The sequence below is a fragment of the Candidatus Sulfotelmatobacter sp. genome (assembly GCA_035498555.1).
Taxonomy (GTDB): Bacteria; Eisenbacteria; RBG-16-71-46; order RBG-16-71-46; family RBG-16-71-46; genus DATKAB01.
In genome coordinates this window covers 31,923-49,601 of record DATKAB010000161.1, presented here as the reverse complement: position 1 = coordinate 49,601, position 17,679 = coordinate 31,923, and the positions used below count along the sequence as shown (strand labels likewise).

Below are 17,679 nucleotides of genomic sequence, written 5' to 3'. Positions count from 1 at the left end.
CCAGCCGGCCGTCGATTGCCATCGATGCGGAAAGGGCAGCCGAGTTCCCCGCTCGCCGGCGGACGGTCGTCGGCATGAGCGATTAGATCCGGCGGTAGATGAAGTCCGGAATCTCCAGACGCCGGCGATTGAGCACCGTGCCCACCACGTTGGCGCCGGAGCGGCGAAGCAGATCGGTGGCCCGCACCAGCACCGGGCGCTTGGTCCTGCCCGCCTGCACCACCACCACCACCGCGTCGAACTGTGCTGCGAGCGGCGCGGTGTCCGGCGATTCGAGCAGGGCCGGCGAATCCACCAGTACCCAGTCGTAGCCGGCGCTCACGGTCTCGAGCAGGTCGCGGATCGCGGCCACATTCATTGGCCCGAAACGACGCACGCAATCCGAGAGCGAGAGGAGGTCCATCGCGGCCCGGCCGCGTCCCTCGCCGGCCCGCATCGCGTCAATGGCCGCCTCGTAGAAGGGTGAACGCAAGCGCGGGTTGGCGTCGAGGATGAGGACGCGGTGCGCGGCCTCGGCGACCAGGGTCTGTGCGAACTGAAGCGTGACCGTGGTCGTGCCCTCCCCCGCCTGAGAACTGGTGAGCATGACCGAGCGGGGAAGGCGCTCGGTGAGCGAGCTCTCGAGGATGACGCGGAGCGTGGACATCTCGCGCGCGACGGTCTCGTCCATCGGCGCGACCGGTCCGATGGGTATCAGGTCCGCGCGGTCGAATGAGTGGCGTGCCGCCGAGACGGCGGCCGCACCGCGATTCATGACGGCGTGGATCGAGGAGGAATGTGCGGGCGCGGCCGGCGGCATGACCTCGGTCGGGGCGCCTCCGCCGCGAGCCTTCTTGAGGGCGTCGAAGATCCGGGTCATGCGGCGGGCGTCTCCAGAGTGAGTTCGCGAGAGCCGCGGCGCCGGCGCTTTCGTTCGGTCAGCGTCGCGAGCACCGGCAGATCGATCGCCTCCTCGGCATGGTTCGGGGTGCGGACCGTCAGATCGAGGCCGTCGACGAAGAAGGCGAGTCCGACTCCGACGACGACGCTGAACACGGGCGCCAGCGCGAGGCGCACGTAGTCGCGCGCGTTCCGTGGCGTGGCGGGGCCGGCGTCGCTGAGCAGGACGACGCTTCTGGATGGCGTCGTGTTCTGGGTGATGAGCGCCTCATCGCTGTTGGTGGACATCTCGCTGTAGCGTGCCTTGAGCATGTCGATCTTGTGATCCATCTCGGCAAGGGTGCGTTCCTTGTCGGGCATCTCCGCAAGCATGCGGTCAATTTCATTGATGTCGCGCTGGACCACCGCGAGTCGCGCATTCAGCACGTCCACTCGCGCCTTGCTCATGGCCACGCGCGCGTCCACCTCGCGCCGCATCATGGTGCGCAGGGTGTCGAGCGTGGTCATGGCCGCCAGCACCTCGGGCGAATCGTCGCGGAGGGTCTCGCGAAGCTTGGCCACGACCAACTCCTGGTCCACCACGCGTTTCTTGATGTCCACGAGCGCCGTTTCGTTGCTGTACAGCGAGGTGAAGGTGGGAAGGTCGATGTTCTGGCGGTCGCGCAGCTCCGTGGTCTTCTGCAACATCATGTTGGCTTCGGCGAGATCGGCTTCGACCTCGTCCTTGCGCTGCCGGAGCACGCCCTGCTGGTCGATATAGCTGCTCTTCTGATGCTCGAGGTCTACGACTCCCGAGGTGTTCGAGAAGCTGCGGCGCATTTCGATCCAGTAGTCGAGGTCCTTCTGCGCCTGCTTCATCTCGCCTTCGAAGAAGTTGGACGGGTAGACGAGTCGATAGTCGGCCTCGCGGAACTCCACATAGGCACGCACCACCGCGCTGCACACCTGCCGTGCCACCTCCGGATCACGATCCACGTAGCCGATCGCCACGACGTTCGTGCGTCCCGTCACCTCGACGTCGACACTCTTCAGATCCACTCTTGGCGACGACCGGCCCGCCCCAGCCTCCTGCTTGAGAATCTCCGTCGCGCGCTGGAGCACCGGGTGGCTCTTCACCACCTCGACCTCGCTTCCCATGTCCTCTTCCCAGTCGCCGGTCATGCGGGTGGAGGGCGAGAGCAGGCTCTCCTTGGCCCCCCGCTTGACCAGAACGCGGCCCGCCGAGATGAATTCGGTGGGCGTGGTCAGCGCCAAGACCAGGACGGTCGCGGTGGTGATCGAGAACAGCCCGAGAATCAGCGCGCGGCGCCGGAAGAGAATGGCGACGAATTCGCGCGCGGTGGATTGCCGCGGGGCGGAGATCGGAGCTTCCTGAATCGGAGCATTCATCAGTGACTCGTATTGCCGATGAAGAAGACGCGGTCGAGGTGGAAGAGTTCCCAGCCCAGGATCGAGGTGTTGAACGCGACGCCAGCGTCACCGAAGAACTGACGCAGGAAGATGTCGATGTTGCCGATCGCCGAGCGCGGCACGATCACGAGGTCGAACCGGGAGAGCTGGAGATCCTCGCCGAAGGCGGCCTGGCGGATGATGCGATCCATGCGGATGCGCGCCACCAGCACGGTATGCGCTCCATCGCGATGCACCAGCAGGATGCTGTTGCGTGCCGCGTCATCCGCGAATCCCCCGGCGGCGGCGATCGCCTGGCTGACCGTCATGAAGGGCTGCACCGGATAGGAGCCCGGCGACTTGACCTGTCCCATCACATGGACCTTGTTGCCGGCGACGTCGGCCAGCTCGATCGACACCCGCGGGTTCTTGTACTCGGCCGCCATCATGTTGAGGACCGCGGTCTGCAGCTCCTGCACGGTGCGGCCCGCGGCCAGCACCTCGCCCACCGGGTAGACCGAGATGCGCCCGTCGGGCCGGACCCGGGCCTCGCGAAGGAGATCCTGATAGTTGAACAGCAACGGTCCGAAATTGAAGCGCAGCAGGTCGCCGGGAACGATGCGGTACTCGGGCACGCGGCTCCAGTCCATCGAAGTGGAGTCGGCCGAGCCGAGGTCCGCAAGCGCGGGCGCCGCCAAGGAGAGGACGAGCACCAGCGGTAGGAACGAACGCGAGATGAATCTGGAGATCAAGTCGACTCCCGAACGCTTGCGGCCCGTCGTGCTTCGCGAGGGAACGACCGAGCCCGCCCTGTCGAGGGACGGGTCGAAGCGGTCACCGGACGCGAAGCCTGGGGGCGTGTTACCCACCCAGAGGAAGGGTCAAATCACTCAGAACCCGTCCCAGGAAGTAGCAAATGGCGTCTCGGGAGACCTCCGACCGCAATCGGGAACTGCCGTAAATCGAGGGAATTGCAGGCGGAAGTATAGGTCGGGCCTCTCGGGACTGTCAATGCTCGATGGGCGTTGGGGGCTCGGCACGCCCTGAGTTCGCAAGCCATGTGCCGGGCGCGCCCTGGGATGGGCAAATCAAGGCTGCGGGGCCGCCAGTGCGTCCAGAACCGCAGCCGAGAACAGCGGCACCAGGATCTCGTGATGGCCGGTCAGAGCGATCCCCCGGCTCCCCTCGCCCCGGGTCGGGCGTTCGACCACGTTGACGCGTGGGCGGTAGTGCTGGATCTGGTCGAAGTTGACGGTGGTGAGACCGGAGAGGTCTGCGCCCAGATTGCGAGCCACCGCCAGAGCCTTGAGATAGACCTCGGGCAGGATCACCGCCGAGCCGATATTGAGCGCCACCGATCCGCGGGCTTCGGCGAGCGAGGCGGCGAGAATGCGAAAGTCGCGAAGCGAACCTTCCCCGAGCGCCGCGCCGTCGGCCCTGGGGTGATGGTGAATCGTGTCGGTCCCGATCGCGACGTGGACGGTGACCGGCACGCCGAGCTGCCAGGCGCGCCCGAGCAGGCTGGCGCGCAGATGGGGTGCCGAGGCTTCGACCAGCGCCCGCCCCCAGCATTCGCCGAGGCCCTCCCGGCGCGAGCGCCCTTCGAGCGCCGCGGCATTCATGAAGTCGCCGGTCTCGTCCACCATGCCAAAGGTGCCGGAGTGCAGATGCGCCTCGACGTCCTCCGAGGTCGCGCCGTCCCGGGCGATCTCCACATCGTGGATCGCCGCGGCGCCGTTGAGTGCGAGGTGGGTGACCACGCGGCGCTCCATCAGCTCGATGAGGCAGGGCGAAACCCCGACCTTGACCACGTGCCCACCGCACATCGCCAGCACCGGCCGGGCGGCGCGATGCGCAGCGACCATGCGTTCAACCGCCTCGCGCAGGGCGCGCGCCGCCAGCTGATCGGGCAACGCCGCGAGCAGCGCGGCCGCGGCGCCGCTCGGCAACGGCTTCGCGAATTGTTCGACTTTCACGCGCGTCGGCCGTTGTCGGACCGAGCCGACCTTGAGGCGCGAGAGATCGGCCTCCGGATAGCGGCTCATCCGGATCCGTTCCGGATTTCCTGGAGCACGACGCTGATCGAGCCCATCAGCACGCGGCTCTTCATCAGCACCGGCATGCGGCGTTCATCGTCGGTGAGCCAGATCACGAGGCGGCCCTTGTTCTTGAAGATGCCGCCGGCGCGCAGCAGCGGTTCGACCATCACGCATTCGAAAGTGCCGGCCGGCGTGTCCACTCGGTCGCGCCCGATGACGCGGACTTCGAGCGGTTGACTCTTGTGGCTCGCATGATAGTCGAACACGACGCTGCCGCCGAGCGGGAGCGGCTGATAACGCGTGAAGTAGAACGCCGAGAGCGCGTCCTGGACGTTGGGCGGGATCGGCAGCGTGTCGCCGTTGGAGTAGATGGCCTCGTGCCGGTTGGGATCGAAGCGGATTTCGGTCCTGGTCTTGTACTTCCCTTCGTGGCGATCTTCGCTGTAGCGCCAGCTGAACCGGCCATCGCGATCCCACAGCGACTCGATCCGATTCCGGACCTTGTAGAAATGACTGAAGAACGAGTTCGACTCGGCGCGCGCCGTGAGCTGGAATCCCGGCCGCCCGTCGGGCATGGTCGCGCTCGCGACCTCCAGCCACGCCGATCCGGCGTGGATGATGCCGTACTGGACCGAGAATCGCAGCGATTCCCCGGCTCGGAACGGCTGGCTCACCGCCGGAAGGACCTGTCCCGAGTCGGGCGAGGTCAGCACCACGCTCGGCAGAGCGTCGATGGTGTCGGGAGCGACGCCGAGCGAATCCTCGTCGGCAAAGGTGGGACATGCGGCCAGCAGGAACAGGCCGCCCAACGCGATCAGCGCTAGCTTCGCCGGTCGCGATCGCAACATTGGTGGGTGGGCGGGCAGTGGCTTACAATCAACGGACATCCGCATGAATTGGGTCTTGCTCCGAAGATTGCGGTTGGCCAGCGGAAGTCCATGCCATTCCGTCGGTTTCGGCAACGACCGCCGAGAACCCGGGCACGGCCTTGTGGCCTAAAGCGCAGCCACCCCCCAGCTGCAATCTTCGGAGCACCACCCATGATTGAACAGCGTTCACGCAATTCCGATGCCGCGCGGAGGACTCGCGGCCGGAGGCAATATGTCGGCGAGCCAATCCCCTGTCAACGCTCTGCTTGCACCGTCGGACCGCTTGCTGAACGTGCCGCCCTACGCGCTCGCCAAGGTGTTCCAGGATCGCGACGCCAAGATCCGCCAGGGCGTCGACGTGATCGACCTGGGGGTCGGCAACCCCGACCTGCGCCCGCCGCAGCGCGCGATCGACGCCCTGATCGAGGCGCTCAACGACCCACGGGTCCAGAACCACCGCTATCCATCGTTCAACGGGCTGCCGGAGTTCCGCGCCGGCGTGTCGCAGTGGTATCGCACGCGATTCGGCGTGCCGGTCGATCCCGAGCGCGAGACCCTGGCGTTGGTGGGCTCCAAGGAAGGCATCGCCAAGTTCATGTTCGCTCACGTGAACCCGGGCGACACGTTGCTGCTCTGCACGCCCTGCTATCCCGCGTACCTGGGAGTGGCGGCGCTCACCCAGGCCGATCTGGTCGAGGTGCCGCTGCTCGAGAGCCGGCAGTTCCTTCCCGATCTCACCGCGATTCCGACCGACAAGGCGCGGCGCGCGAAGATCCTGTGCGTGAATTTCCCGAACAATCCGACCGGTGCGGTCGAGACCGACGCGTTCTATCACGACCTGCTCCGCTTCGCGCGCGACTTCGACCTGTTCGTGGTTTCGGACATCGCCTACTGCGATCTGTCCCTCGATCCTTCCTATCGGGCGAAATCCTTCCTCAACTTCGACAAGGAGAAGGAGCGCACGATCGAGTTCCATTCCTTCTCGAAGTCCTACTCGATGCAGGGCTGGCGCATAGGCTTCGCCTCGGGCAACGCCGAGGCGGTGGCGCGGTTGACGCAGATCAAGTCCAACATGGATTTCGGGGTGTTCATGGCGATCCAGCGTGCGGCGCTCGCGGTGCTCACCGGCCCCCAGGACTACTGTAGCGAAGCGGCGGCGACCTACCGCCGCCGCCGTGACAGTTTCCTCGAAGGCATGCGGGCCCTGGGCTATCCGGTGCACACCCCGAAGGCCACCCTCTACGTGTGGCTGCCCATTCCGCGGCGATTCTCCAATTCGCTCGAATTCACCGCCGAGCTGCTGGACAAGACCGGCGTGGTGGTCTCTCCGGGCAGCGGCTTCGGGCAGGCCGGCGAAGGCTACGTTCGCGTCGCGCTCTGCGTTTCGGAGGATCGCCTGCGCGAAGCCGCGAGGCGGATGAATGAAGCCGGGATGAGCTACTAGGCGGCGTCGATCCGCCAGTCCTGTTCGCTGAGCGGCGCCCCCGCGGCCGGACCGAGCGCGGTCAGCGCGAATCCGCCCGGCGGCAGAAATCGAGCCGCCACGGCGCGCACCTGGGCCGGCGTCACGGCGCGGATCCTCGCCACCTGCTCTTCGGGCGGCGTGTAGTGCCCGCGGTAGATCTCCTCGTGCGCCAGGTGATACATCCGGTTCGACACGCTCTCCTGCCCCATCAGCACGCTTCCGCAGAGCTGGGCGATCGCGGCGTCCACTTCCTCTTCGGTCGGCCCGTCGCTCACCAGCGCGGTCAGCTCGTGGCGAACCCGCGCCAGCGCTTCACGGCCGCGATCGGGGGCCACCCCGAGCTGGATGCCGAACAAACCGCCATCGCGGTGGAAGTCCACCGTCGAATACACGGAGTAGGCGAGCCCGGCCTCCTCACGCACGCTCTGGAACAGTCGCGAGCTCATGCCGCCGCCGAGCAGCGCGTTGAGGGCGACCAGCGGATAGCGCTCGGCATCGGTGTAGGCGAGCCCGCGCGTCCCGAGCGTCAGATAGAGCTGCTGCAAGTCGTCGCGCACTTCGTGCCGCACCGAGGCCGAGAACCCGAGCGGCGGCGGCGAGAGCGGCAGGGGTTCCCCTTCGGGCGGATCGAAGTGTTTCGTGATCAGCTCGAGCAACTGATCGTGCTGAATCGCGCCGGTTGCGGTGATCACCAGATGATCGGCCCGGTAGCGGCGCTGGAAGTAGTCGCTGAGCGCCGGCCGCGTCAGCGCGTCGACGGTCTCGACGCGGCCGAGGATCGGGCGGCCGAGCGGGTGATCTCCCCAGATCTGCTCGGCGTGGAGATCGTTGACCTTGTCTTCGGGATTGTCCTCGCATGAGAAGATCTCTTCGCGCACCACCGACTTCTCACGCTCGAGCTCGTGCTCGGCGAAGCGCGAGTGGCAGACGATGTCGGCCAGCACGTCCACCGCGGTCGGCAGGTGCTCGACCAGGCAGCGCGCGTAGTAGCACACCTGCTCGCGCCCGGTGAACGCGTCGAGGTGGCCGCCCACCGATTCGAGGCTGCGGGCGATGGCCCGGGCGTCGCGACGGGCGGTGCCCTTGAACATCATGTGTTCGAGGAAATGCGTGATGCCGAGGCGCTCGACGGGCTCGTCGCGCGCGCCGGTGCGCAACCACACGCCGATCGCGACCGACCGCCGGTGCGGCATGGTTTCGCTGACCAGGGTGAGCCCTGAGGTCATGCGACTCTTGCGATAGCTCTCTTCCAGAATCCGCTCCCTCGCGGCTCCAAACGGCGAGTGGCAGGTCGCCCTGCCACCCGGATGTCGCTGAGACGATGTTCCGCAGCGCGGCCTTCGGTCAGCGGCGGCCGCGCGGGTTCACCGCCGCCGGCCGCGGTCGCGATCCCGATCGCGCCCTCGATCCCGGTCGCGGTCCCGGCCCCGATCGTGGTGCTCGCGATCACCGGCCCCGACCGTCACGCCCTCGGGAACCGGCAACAGCGCCTTGCGCGACAGGCGAATCTTGCCGTCGCGATCCACGTCGATGACCTTGACCATCACCAGATCGCCGACGTTCAGCACGTCTTCGGTCTTGGCGACGCGATGATGATCGATCTCCGAGATGTGTAGCAGGCCGTCGCGGCCCGGGACGATCTCGACGAAGGCCCCGAACGTGACCACGCTGCGCACCCGGCCCTGATAGACGCGACCAACCTCGGGATCCTCGGTGATGTTGCGGATCATTTCCTCGGCGCGACGGCCACCTTCGCCGTTCACCGCCGCGATCCGCACCTCGCCGCTGTCCTCGATGTCGATCTGAGTGCCGGTCTCTTCGGTGATGCGCTTGATGATCTTGCCGCCCGGCCCGATGACCTCGCGGATCTTGTCGGGATGGATGTGCATGATGATGATGCGCGGCGCGAACGGCGACATCTCGGCGCGCGGCGCCGGCAGCGTCGCCTCCATCTTGCCGAGGATGTGGAGCCGCCCCTGCCGCGCGCGCTCGAGGGCGTCGGTCATCACCTGGAACGAGATGCCGCCGATCTTGGTGTCCATCTGGAAGGCGGTGACGCCGTCGTGCGTGCCGGTCACCTTGAAGTCCATGTCGCCGAGGTGGTCCTCGACGCCCAGGATGTCGGTGAGCACCGCGATCTTCTCGCCCTCCTTGATCAGCCCCATCGCGATGCCGGCGACCGGCGCCTTGATCGGCACGCCGGCGTCCATCAGCGCCATCGAGCCGCCGCACACCGACGCCATCGACGATGACCCGTTGGACTCGAGGATGTCGCTGACCACGCGGATGGTGTAGGGGAAGTTGGCATCGGTCGGGATCACCGGCTCGATCGAGCGCTCGGCCAGCGCGCCGTGGCCGATTTCGCGCCGGCCGGGGCCGCGGATCGGACGCACCTCGCCGACGCTGAAGGGCGGGAAGTTGTAATGCAGCATGTACGACTTCCATGACTGGCCTTCGAGCTCCTCGATGCGCTGTTCGTCGCTCTTGGTGCCGAGCGTGGTCACCACCAACGCCTGGGTCTCGCCGCGCGTGAACAGGCAGGAGCCGTGGGTGCGGGGCAGCACCCCGACCTCGATCGTGATCGGGCGGATCTGGTCCGGCCCGCGGCCGTCGGCACGCACCCCTTCGTCGAGGATCATGGCGCGCAGCAGGTCGCGCTCGAGGTCGTGCAGGATCTTGCCGATGAAGACCGCCTGGTCACCGTATTTCTCGGTGAGGCTGGCCGTGGCCTCGGTGCCGATCGTGTCGATCTCCTCCTGGCGCATTTCCTTGCCCGGGATGCGGATCGCCGCCTTCAGCCGCTCGTTGTAGCGCGACTTGAGCTCGCTCTCCAGCTCGGAGACGTCGACCTTCTCGACCAGCGGCCGCTTCGCCTTGGCGCGCCCGGCCAGCAGCTGGTGCTGCAGGTTGACGATGTCGCGAATGTGCTTCATCGCAAACTGGAGCGCCTCGACCAGCACGCTCTCGGGGATCTCGCGGCATCCGCCCTCGACCATGATGATGTTGTCGGCGGTGCCGGCCACCACCATGTCGAGGTCGCTCTCGCCCAGCTGCGAGAAGGTGGGATTGACGGTCAGCTCGCCATTGACGCGGCCGACCCGCACGCCCGCCAGGGGCTCTGGAAAGGGAATGTCGGAGAGCGTCAGCGCGGCCGAGGCGCCGATCAGCGCCAGTACGTCGGCGTCATTCTCCTGATCCGACGAGACCACCGTCGCCATGATCTGGGTCTCGTAGGGAAACTGCTTCGAGAAGAGCGGCCGGACCGGCCGGTCGATCAGGCGCGAGCTGAGCGTCTCCTTCTCGGTGGGGCGGCCTTCGCGCTTGAAAAATCCCCCGGGGATCTTGCCGGCGGCATAGGTGCGCTCGCGGTAGTCCACGGTCAGGGGTACGAAATCCAATCCGGGCTTGGCGTTCTTGGCCGCGCTCGCGGCCACCAGCACCACGGTGCCTCCGAGCTGCACGACGGCCGAGCCGCCGGCCAGCTTCGCCCACTTTCCAGTGCTGAGGGTGAGCGTCTGCCCGCCCAGTTCCAACGAAACTCGCTGTTCCATTCGAAGTGTCCTGTCCTCTCGCCTTCAGGCCCGGCACCCGCCGGACCCACTCCGCGCACGCCGGCCAAGCGAAGGGCCGGTGGGCGGCTGCGGGAACGCACGATCCCGCGCGCTGGAGCGCGACGCCCCCCGTGTGGGGGCTTCCCTGGCGCTCCTCATCGCGGACCGCGCCTAGCGGCGCAGTCCGAGTTCCTTGACGACCTTGCGGTACCGATCGACCTTGGTGGCCTTCAGGTAATCCAGCAGCCTCCGGCGCTGGCCCACCATCCTCAGCAGACCGCGACGCGAAGCGTGATCGCGCTTGTGAACCTTGAAGTGCTCGGTGAGGTAGTGAATTTTCTCGGTGAGCAGCGCGATCTGGACTTCCGGGGAACCCGAATCCCCCTCGTGAATCTTGTACTTACCGATGATCCCCTGCTTCTGCTCCTTGGAGAGCGTCACAGAAGTCACCTCCTGCATGGTGGGTCAACTGCGGGCCCGGGCCACCGAGTGCAAGCTCTCGGGTGGCGGAGCGTGATCAGGTGCACCCATGTTCAGGGCGAGCCGGCACTGTAACACCCGACGACGATGCCCGACAAGCGGGCCAGCCGGACCGGTCCGTTCAGCGCCGTGAGGTCTGGGCATCGAGCAGCCGGCGAGTCGCGGCGACGTCGCGCGCCATCGCTTCCGACAGGGCCGCGGGCGAGTCGAACCGCTGCTCGGGCCTCAGCCAGTGGGCGAACTCCACGTCCAGGTCGCGGCCCCCGAGGTCGCCATCCCAGTCGAGCAGGAACACCTCGAGCGTCCGCTCGCTTTCGCCGAACGTCGGGCGAACGCCGATGCTCATCGCGCCCATCGACGGCTCGCGCTCGCCCTCGGGGCGCGCCCACACCGCATAGATCCCATGAGCGGGAACGAGCTTCTCGGCGTGGAGCTGCAGGTTGGCGGTGGGAAAGCCGAGCGTTCGTCCCACCGAGCGGCCCTTCACCACGCGTCCGGACAGCGAATAGCGGCGTCCCAGCAACCGGGCGGCGTCCGCGACGCGCCCTTCGGCCAGCAGGCCGCGAATGCGCGTGCTGGTGACCGGCGCTCCTTCCAGTTCGAGCAACGGCACGGCTTCGACCTCGAAGCCCTCGCGCGCGCCATGCTCGCGCAGCCAGCCGACGTTGCCGGCGCGGCCCTTGCCGAGCGCGAAGTTCTCCCCCACCACCAGCGCGCGCATTCCGTGAGGCGAGATCAGGTATTCGGCGACGAAGCGCTCGGGCGGCAGCGCCGCCAGCTCGCGGGTGAAGGGGATGACGTCGAGCGTATCCACGCCCATGGCGTTCAGCCGGGCGCGCTTCTCCGCCAGCGGTGTCAGGGGCGGCTCGGCATGGAAGTGTTTGGAGAGCACCAGATCGGGATGCGGATCGAAGCTCACCACCACGCAGCGATCGCCACGCCGTCGCGCCAGGGCCCGCTCAAGGATCTGGCGATGCCCGAGATGAAGGCCATCGAACACGCCGACGGTCACGACGGCGCTCACGCGCGTCCCGCCTTCGGAGGTCCCTCCCGCACCGCCCAGGGAAAGACCAGGTCGGGCTGCACCCAGCCGAGTCGGGAGTCGTGGGGATCGGAGCGTGCGGCGGCCAGCGCCAGCGGCATGCCGGAGGCGTCGCAGAGCAAGAGGCTCAGGCGTTCTCCGGGCTCGGCGATGGCGATCCCGGGACGGAGAACTGGATTGCCATGTCCGACTCGCGTCGCTTCCTCGGCGGTGAGCGAGAGCGAGGGCAAGTGCGCGAGCGACTCGGTGAGCGGAATGCCGGCGCGTTCCCAGATGGCCTGAGTGTCGAGCGAGCGCAGCTCGTCGATCGTCACCGCTCGAGACAAGTCGAACGGCTCGCTCGCGAGCCGGCGAAGAGCCGCGATCGCCGCGCCGCAGCCGAGCTTCTGGCCGAGATCGTGCGCCAGCGTCCTCACGTAGGTGCCGCCCGAGCAGCGAATGCGGCAGCGCGCGGTGGCGGCCGAGAATTCGAGCCAGCTCCAATCCTCCACGCGGACCCGGCGCGCGCGCCGCTCGGCAGTGCGCCCCTCGCGGGCCAGCTCGTGCAGCCGGCGGCCGCCCACCTTGACCGCCGAGACCATCGGCGGCAGCTGCTCCAGGTCGCCCACGAACTCGCGTGAGGCCGCGCGGATCGCGGCCTCGTCGGGAATCGATCCGCCGCGCGCGATCACCTCGCCGCCGAGATCCTGGGTCGAGGTCTCGAGCCCGAAGCGGATCGCCGCCTCGTAGGTCTTGAGCCCGCGCTGCCAGACCGGCACGCAGCGGGTCGCCGCCCCGACCGCCACCAGCAGCAGGCCGGTGGCGGCGGGATCGAGCGTGCCGACGTGCCCCGCCCCCGGCGCGCGCAGGCGCCGGCGCACCAGCTCCACTACATCGTGCGAGGTCGGTCCGGCGGGCTTGTCCACCACCAGCAGTCCCGAGGTCAGGGGGCTCGCCGAGCGATCGGCGGCCGGGACTCGCGGCGCCGCCACGGTCACGACTCCTCCTCCTCGTCCTGGATGTTCTCACCCTTCGACAGGCGCCGCAGCAGATCCTCCACGCGCGCGCCGCGCTCACTCGAGGTATCGAGCAGGAATCGAAGTTCGGGCACTTCGCGCAATCCGAGTCGCGGCGCCAGCTCGCGCCGGACGAACCCCGCGGCGTTCTGCAGGCCCTCGAGCACTCGGTCGCGCTGCTGATCCTGCGGCAGGATGCTCACGAAAACGCGCGCGAACGAGAGGTCGGGGGTGACCTCGACGTCGGTCACGCTCACCATCGCGCCGAGCCGCGGATCGCGGAGCTTGTTCGCCAGGATGTCGGCGATCTCGCGCTGCATCATGTGACCGACGCGTTCGGGTCGAATTCTCATGCTTCCTGCTCCTGCCACTCGATCAACTCTGCGCCGTGGGTGGCTTCCACCAATCGCCGCACGGAGTCGAGCAACTCGTGAAGGTGATGCGCATCGCCCGACACGACCGCGACGCCGAGCGCCGCGCGCTGCCAGAGATCCTGATGGTCCACCTCGGCCACCGCAGCCGAGACGCGCGAACGAATCCGGTCCTTGAGCCCCCGCACGATCGAACGCTTGTCCTTGAGCGACTGGCTGCCGGGGAGGTGCAGTTCGATTCGGACGATGCCGACGTACATGGCGACGACGGGGACGGAGCCGGGCCGAACGGGGCCGACCACCTCGAGGGGGATCAGCCGAGCGTCCGGGCCATCTCCTCGATGGTGAACGCCTCGATCACGTCGCCCACCTTGAGATCCTGCCAGCCCTCGAGGGTGATGCCACACTCGAAGCCGCTGGACACCTCGCGCACGTCGTCCTTGAAGCGGCGCAATGCCTGAATACGGCCGGTCCACACCGTTTCGCCGCCGCGGATCAGCCGGACCTTTCCGGTGCGCGGAATCGTGCCCGAAGTCACCATCGAGCCGGCCACGGTGCCGGACTTGGACAGCTTGAACACCTGGCGCACCTCGGCCGCTCCCAGCACGACTTCCTTGAGTTCGGGCTTGAGCAGGCCTTCGAGCGCCTGCTTCACCTCGTCCACGGCCTTGTAGATGATGTCGTAGAACCGGATCTCGACGCGTTCGCGCTCGGCGAGCTCGCGCGCCCGCGCGTCGGGCCGCGTATGGAAGCCGACGATGATCGCCGACGAGGCGGCGGCCAGCAGCACGTCCGATTCGCTGATCTGCCCGACTGCCTGGCGGATGATGCGCACCGAGACCTCGGAGGTGCTGAGGCGGGTGAGCGCCTCGGACAGCGCCTCGACCGAGCCGTCCACGTCGCCCTTGATCACCAGCTTGAGCTCGTTGGTCTCGCCCTGGGCCATGCGCGAGTGGAATTCCGTCAGCGAAATCGCCTTGGCCGCGCGGAACTCCTGCTCGCGATGCAGCGCCTGTCGTTTGGCGGCGATTTCGCGCGCCTCGCGCTCGTCGAGGAAGGCCACGAACGTGTCGCCGGCCGCGGGCGTCCCGCTCCAGCCCAGCACCTCGACCGGCGTCGAGGGCCCCGCCTGCTTCACCGTGCGGCCGCGCTCGTCGAACATCGCGCGCACGCGACCGGAGTGCTGGCCGGCGACGAAGGCGTCGCCGACGCGCAGCGTTCCCTGCTGCACCAGCACGCTGGTCACCACGCCGCGGCCCTGTTCGACCCGGGCCTCGAGCACCACGCCCTTCGCCCGCCGCACGGGATCGGCCTTGAGATCGAGCAGCTCGGCCTGCAGCAGGATCAGCTCGAGCAGCTTGTCCACGTTGGTGCCGCGCTTGGCGGAGATGTCGGCGGCCACGGTCTTGCCGCCATAGGCTTCGACCACCACGCCGTGGGTCGCCAGCTCCTGCCTCACCAGATCGGGCTTGGCGGTCGGCAGATCGATCTTGTTGATCGCCACCACGATCGGAACGTTGGCGGCCTTGGCATGATCGATGGCCTCGATGGTCTGCGGCATCACGCGATCGTCGGCCGCCACCACCAGCACCACCACGTCGGTCACCTGCGCGCCGCGTGCGCGCATCGCGGTGAACGCCTCGTGGCCGGGCGTGTCGAGGAAGGTGATCTTGTGGCCATCCTGGAGCTCGACCTCGTAGGCGCCGATGTGCTGGGTGATGCCGCCGGCCTCGCCCGCGATCACGTTGGTCTTGCGGATGTAGTCGAGCAGCGAGGTCTTGCCGTGATCCACGTGGCCCATGATCGTGACCACCGGCGCCCGGGGCAGCCGCTCGCCCTCTTCGACCTCGGCGGGCGCTTCGGATTCGACCGTGCCGTACTCGGCCTCGAACTCGACACCGTAGCCGAACTCATCGGCCACCGCTTCGATGGTGTCTTTGTCGAGCCGCTTGTTCATGGTGGCCATCACGCCCATCCGCATGGCGGTGGTGATGACTTCCTGCGGCTTCACTTCCATCAGGTTCGCGAGCTCGGCCACGGTGATGAACTCGGTGGCGTGGATGACGCGCGCCGCCTCGGCGCCGGCTCCCTCGCCTTCCTCGTCACGACGGCGATGACGCCGGCGCGCCTGTCCGGTATCGAGGCTGGCGAGGGTCTTGCGAACGCTCTCGATGACGAGCTTCTCGTCGACCACTTTCTTCTTCTTGCGATCGCGCCGGCGAAAGCCGCGGGGCTCGAGCGGCCGCGGCGCGGGACCGGTGGGTCGCGCGGGCAGGGTCGGCGCCGGCCGGAGCGGAGCCGGGCGCGCCGGCGCGGCGGGCGCGGCGGCCGCCTGCGCGGCGACGGCGGCGGCGGCCTGCGCGGCGGCGCGGGCACGCTCCTCGCGGGCGCGCTGCAGCTCCTGCTCGTGCTTGCGCGCCTGCTCTTCGCGCACCGCGGTGCGTTCGTGAGCCATCTCCGCCTGCACCTTCTCGACCGCCTCGGTGCTGAGCGTGCTCATGTGATTCTTCACCTCGACGCCCATGCGCCGCACGATCTGCAGTACGGCCTCGCTGGACATGCCGAGGTCTTTGGCGACTTCGTAGACCCGCTGCTTCTTGGGAGGGGTGGCGCTAGGCACTCGGTTCTCCGTGATTCAATCCGGCCGTCTCGGCCGCGGCCGCCTCTTCCGTGGTTGCCGGGGGGGCTGCATCGGGCGCCGCTTCCATCTCCGGCGTGAATTCCATGTCCTGCTTCGGCGCCTCCGGCGGTGCCGGCGGATGTGCGGCCAGATACTCCTGCGCGGTCGCGATCAGCTTTTCGGCGGTCTTCTCGCCAATGCCCGGAATCTCGACCAGCGTCTCGAGCGGTTTGGCGAGCAGCTCCTGGACCGTTTCGATGCCCGCCGAGATCAGCTTCTCGGTGGTGGCTTCGCCCAGCTCGAGCTTTTCGATCTCGACGCGACTCGCGCGTTCCAGCTCGAGCCGCTTCTTCTCCTCGCTCTTCGAGATCAGGTCGATCTTCCAGCCGGTGAGCCGCGCGGCCAGTCGAGCGTTCTGTCCGCCCTTGCCAATGGCGAGCGACAGCTGATCGTCGGCGACCACCACGATCATGCGCTTCTCGGCCTCGCGCACCTTGACGTCCATCACCTTGGCCGGCGCCAGCGCGCGCGACACGAACACCGCAGGATCCTGGGACCACGGCACGATGTCGATGCGCTCGCCGCCCAGCTCGCGCACGATGCTCTGAACGCGCGAACCCTTGAGCCCCACGCACGAACCGACCGCGTCCACTCGCGGATCGTGCGAATACACGGAGATCTTGGAACGGGCGCCGGCCTCCCGCGCCACCGCCTTGATCTCGACGATGGCGTCGGCGATCTCGGGCACCTCGGACTCGAACAGGCGGCGCAGGAAATCCGGCTGCGTGCGCGACAGGATCACCTGCGGACCTTTGGCCAGCTTGTCCACACTGTGCACCACCGCGCGCACGTAATCGCCCTGGCGGTGGTACGAGCGGGGAATCTGCTCGCGCGCCGGCAGGAACCCCTCGGAATGATCGAGCTTGACGATCACGTTGCCGCGGTCCACCTGCTGGACCACGCCGCGCACCAGCGTGCCGATCTTGTCGGAGTACTCGCGATACACGCGCTCGCGCTCGGCCTCGCGCACGCGCTGAATCAACACCTGCTTGGCGGCGAGAATCGCGTTGCGCCCGAACTCGGCGATCGGCAGAGGAATCACGATCACGTCGCCGACCGCGGCGGCAGGCCGATTGGCCCTTGCCTCCTCGAGCGTCATCTGCAGGGCCGGATCCTCGACGGTCTCGGCGACGGTCTTCTTGATCGCCACCGTGATCGAGCCGGTGTCATTCGAGAACTTGACCTCGACGTCGGCGGTCGCACCGTGCTTCTTGCGCACGGCGCTGGCCAGCCCGGCCTCGAGCGTCTCGATCAGAAGCGCCCGATCCACGCTCTTTTCGCGCGTGATCTGACTGAGCGCCTCAAGAATTTCGTTGTTCATCGGCGTCCCCTCTGCGAACGCTTGCCTTCCCAGGGATCCACCACCAGCCGGGCGGACTTCACGTCCGCCCATGCGAACCAGTGCTCGACTGCATCCTCGGTACGCACGCCCGCACGCCCGTCCTTCGCGACCAGCAACGCGCCATCCCAGTGGCGCCGTCCGTCGTGCGGCTCGTGCGTGGTCAGCGTGACGTGCCGTCCCGCGAATCGCGCCGCCGCCTCCAGCGTACGAATCGGCCGGTCGATTCCCGGGGAGCTCACCTCCAGGTGATAGCTCCCGGAAACGGTCTGGTTCATTTCCAGACTGTCACCGAGTCGGCGGCTGAACGCGGCACACTCCCCCACCGTGATGCCGCCTGGCTTGTCGAGCAGCACACGCAGCACTCTGGCTCGTCCGAGCACGAGCGCTTCGACGTCCACCAGCTCGTAGCCAAGCTCCTCGGCGAGGGGCTGACTCAACTGGCGAACTTCTTCTCGGACTTCCAATTCGGCTCCCGGGAGGGGAAAAAAACGGAGTGGTCGCGCCTGCCCCACTCCTCAGGCGGCACAGTAACTCATGGCCGCGGGATCGGCAAGCGGCCCCCTCGGGCGGGGATGGG

16 protein-coding genes are annotated in these 17,679 nt (G+C 67.7%); 1 reads left to right on the top strand and 15 read right to left on the bottom strand.

Features of this window, described 5'->3' with window-relative positions:
- Positions 1–82 precede the first annotated feature (82 nt).
- The 5 genes from VMJ70_13120 to VMJ70_13100 all read right to left on the bottom strand — a co-directional run bounded on the left by VMJ70_13120 (position 83) and on the right by VMJ70_13100 (position 5,116).
- Positions 83–859, bottom strand: a complete 777-nt coding sequence (locus VMJ70_13120; GenBank protein ID HTO92067.1) for a hypothetical protein — start codon at positions 857–859, stop codon at positions 83–85.
- Complete coding sequence (locus tag VMJ70_13115) at positions 856–2,268, bottom strand: hypothetical protein (GenBank protein HTO92066.1); 1,413 nt, start codon at positions 2,266–2,268, stop codon at positions 856–858. Before VMJ70_13115 ends, VMJ70_13120 begins: the two co-directional genes overlap by 4 nt.
- Entirely contained in the window at positions 2,268–3,020 is a 753-nt protein-coding gene (locus VMJ70_13110) for an SLBB domain-containing protein (protein HTO92065.1), read from the bottom strand. Before VMJ70_13110 ends, VMJ70_13115 begins: the two co-directional genes overlap by 1 nt.
- A gap of 336 nt (positions 3,021–3,356) precedes the next feature.
- The gene (locus VMJ70_13105) at positions 3,357–4,313 is read right to left on the bottom strand and encodes a hypothetical protein (protein HTO92064.1); all 957 of its coding nucleotides are present in this window, start codon (positions 4,311–4,313) and stop codon (positions 3,357–3,359) included.
- Entirely contained in the window at positions 4,310–5,116 is an 807-nt protein-coding gene (locus tag VMJ70_13100; protein HTO92063.1) for a DUF3108 domain-containing protein, read from the bottom strand. Before VMJ70_13100 ends, VMJ70_13105 begins: the two co-directional genes overlap by 4 nt.
- A gap of 292 nt (positions 5,117–5,408) precedes the next feature.
- Here VMJ70_13100 and VMJ70_13095 point away from each other — a divergent pair, with 292 nt between their 5' ends.
- Entirely contained in the window at positions 5,409–6,620 is a 1,212-nt protein-coding gene (locus tag VMJ70_13095; GenBank protein ID HTO92062.1) for an aminotransferase class I/II-fold pyridoxal phosphate-dependent enzyme, read from the top strand.
- On the opposite strand, the gene VMJ70_13090 is transcribed toward VMJ70_13095, so the two are convergent.
- The 10 genes from VMJ70_13090 to VMJ70_13045 all read right to left on the bottom strand — a co-directional run bounded on the left by VMJ70_13090 (position 6,617) and on the right by VMJ70_13045 (position 17,539).
- A complete protein-coding gene (locus tag VMJ70_13090; GenBank protein HTO92061.1) occupies positions 6,617–7,867 on the bottom strand; it encodes a pitrilysin family protein in 1,251 nt (416 codons plus the stop codon). The genes VMJ70_13095 and VMJ70_13090 overlap by 4 nt on opposite strands.
- A 138-nt stretch (positions 7,868–8,005) precedes the next feature.
- Positions 8,006–10,192 carry a polyribonucleotide nucleotidyltransferase gene (pnp, locus tag VMJ70_13085; protein ID HTO92060.1) on the bottom strand — a complete coding sequence of 729 codons (2,187 nt, stop codon included), beginning with the start codon at positions 10,190–10,192 and terminating at the stop codon, positions 8,006–8,008.
- A gap of 171 nt (positions 10,193–10,363) precedes the next feature.
- Positions 10,364–10,633, bottom strand: coding sequence for a 30S ribosomal protein S15 (rpsO, locus tag VMJ70_13080; protein ID HTO92059.1), 270 nt, complete (start codon positions 10,631–10,633; stop codon positions 10,364–10,366).
- A gap of 160 nt (positions 10,634–10,793) precedes the next feature.
- The gene (locus VMJ70_13075; protein ID HTO92058.1) at positions 10,794–11,696 is read right to left on the bottom strand and encodes a bifunctional riboflavin kinase/FAD synthetase; all 903 of its coding nucleotides are present in this window, start codon (positions 11,694–11,696) and stop codon (positions 10,794–10,796) included.
- Positions 11,693–12,691 carry a tRNA pseudouridine(55) synthase TruB gene (truB, locus tag VMJ70_13070; GenBank protein HTO92057.1) on the bottom strand — a complete coding sequence of 333 codons (999 nt, stop codon included), beginning with the start codon at positions 12,689–12,691 and terminating at the stop codon, positions 11,693–11,695. The genes VMJ70_13075 and truB overlap by 4 nt, the downstream gene beginning before the upstream one ends.
- A complete protein-coding gene (rbfA, locus tag VMJ70_13065; GenBank protein HTO92056.1) occupies positions 12,688–13,062 on the bottom strand; it encodes a 30S ribosome-binding factor RbfA in 375 nt (124 codons plus the stop codon). Before rbfA ends, truB begins: the two co-directional genes overlap by 4 nt.
- Positions 13,059–13,340, bottom strand: a complete 282-nt coding sequence (locus VMJ70_13060) for a DUF503 domain-containing protein (protein ID HTO92055.1) — start codon at positions 13,338–13,340, stop codon at positions 13,059–13,061. The genes rbfA and VMJ70_13060 overlap by 4 nt, the downstream gene beginning before the upstream one ends.
- 53 nt (positions 13,341–13,393) lie before the next feature.
- On the bottom strand, positions 13,394–15,700 hold the full coding sequence (gene infB, locus VMJ70_13055) for a translation initiation factor IF-2 (protein HTO92054.1): 2,307 nt from the start codon (positions 15,698–15,700) through the stop codon (positions 13,394–13,396).
- Positions 15,693–17,081: a transcription termination factor NusA gene (gene nusA, locus VMJ70_13050; GenBank protein ID HTO92053.1), complete on the bottom strand. Its 1,389-nt coding sequence runs from the start codon at positions 17,079–17,081 to the stop codon at positions 15,693–15,695. Before nusA ends, infB begins: the two co-directional genes overlap by 8 nt.
- Positions 17,078–17,539, bottom strand: a complete 462-nt coding sequence (locus VMJ70_13045) for a ribosome maturation factor RimP (protein HTO92052.1) — start codon at positions 17,537–17,539, stop codon at positions 17,078–17,080. Before VMJ70_13045 ends, nusA begins: the two co-directional genes overlap by 4 nt.
- Between the last annotated feature and the right edge of the window lie 140 nt (positions 17,540–17,679).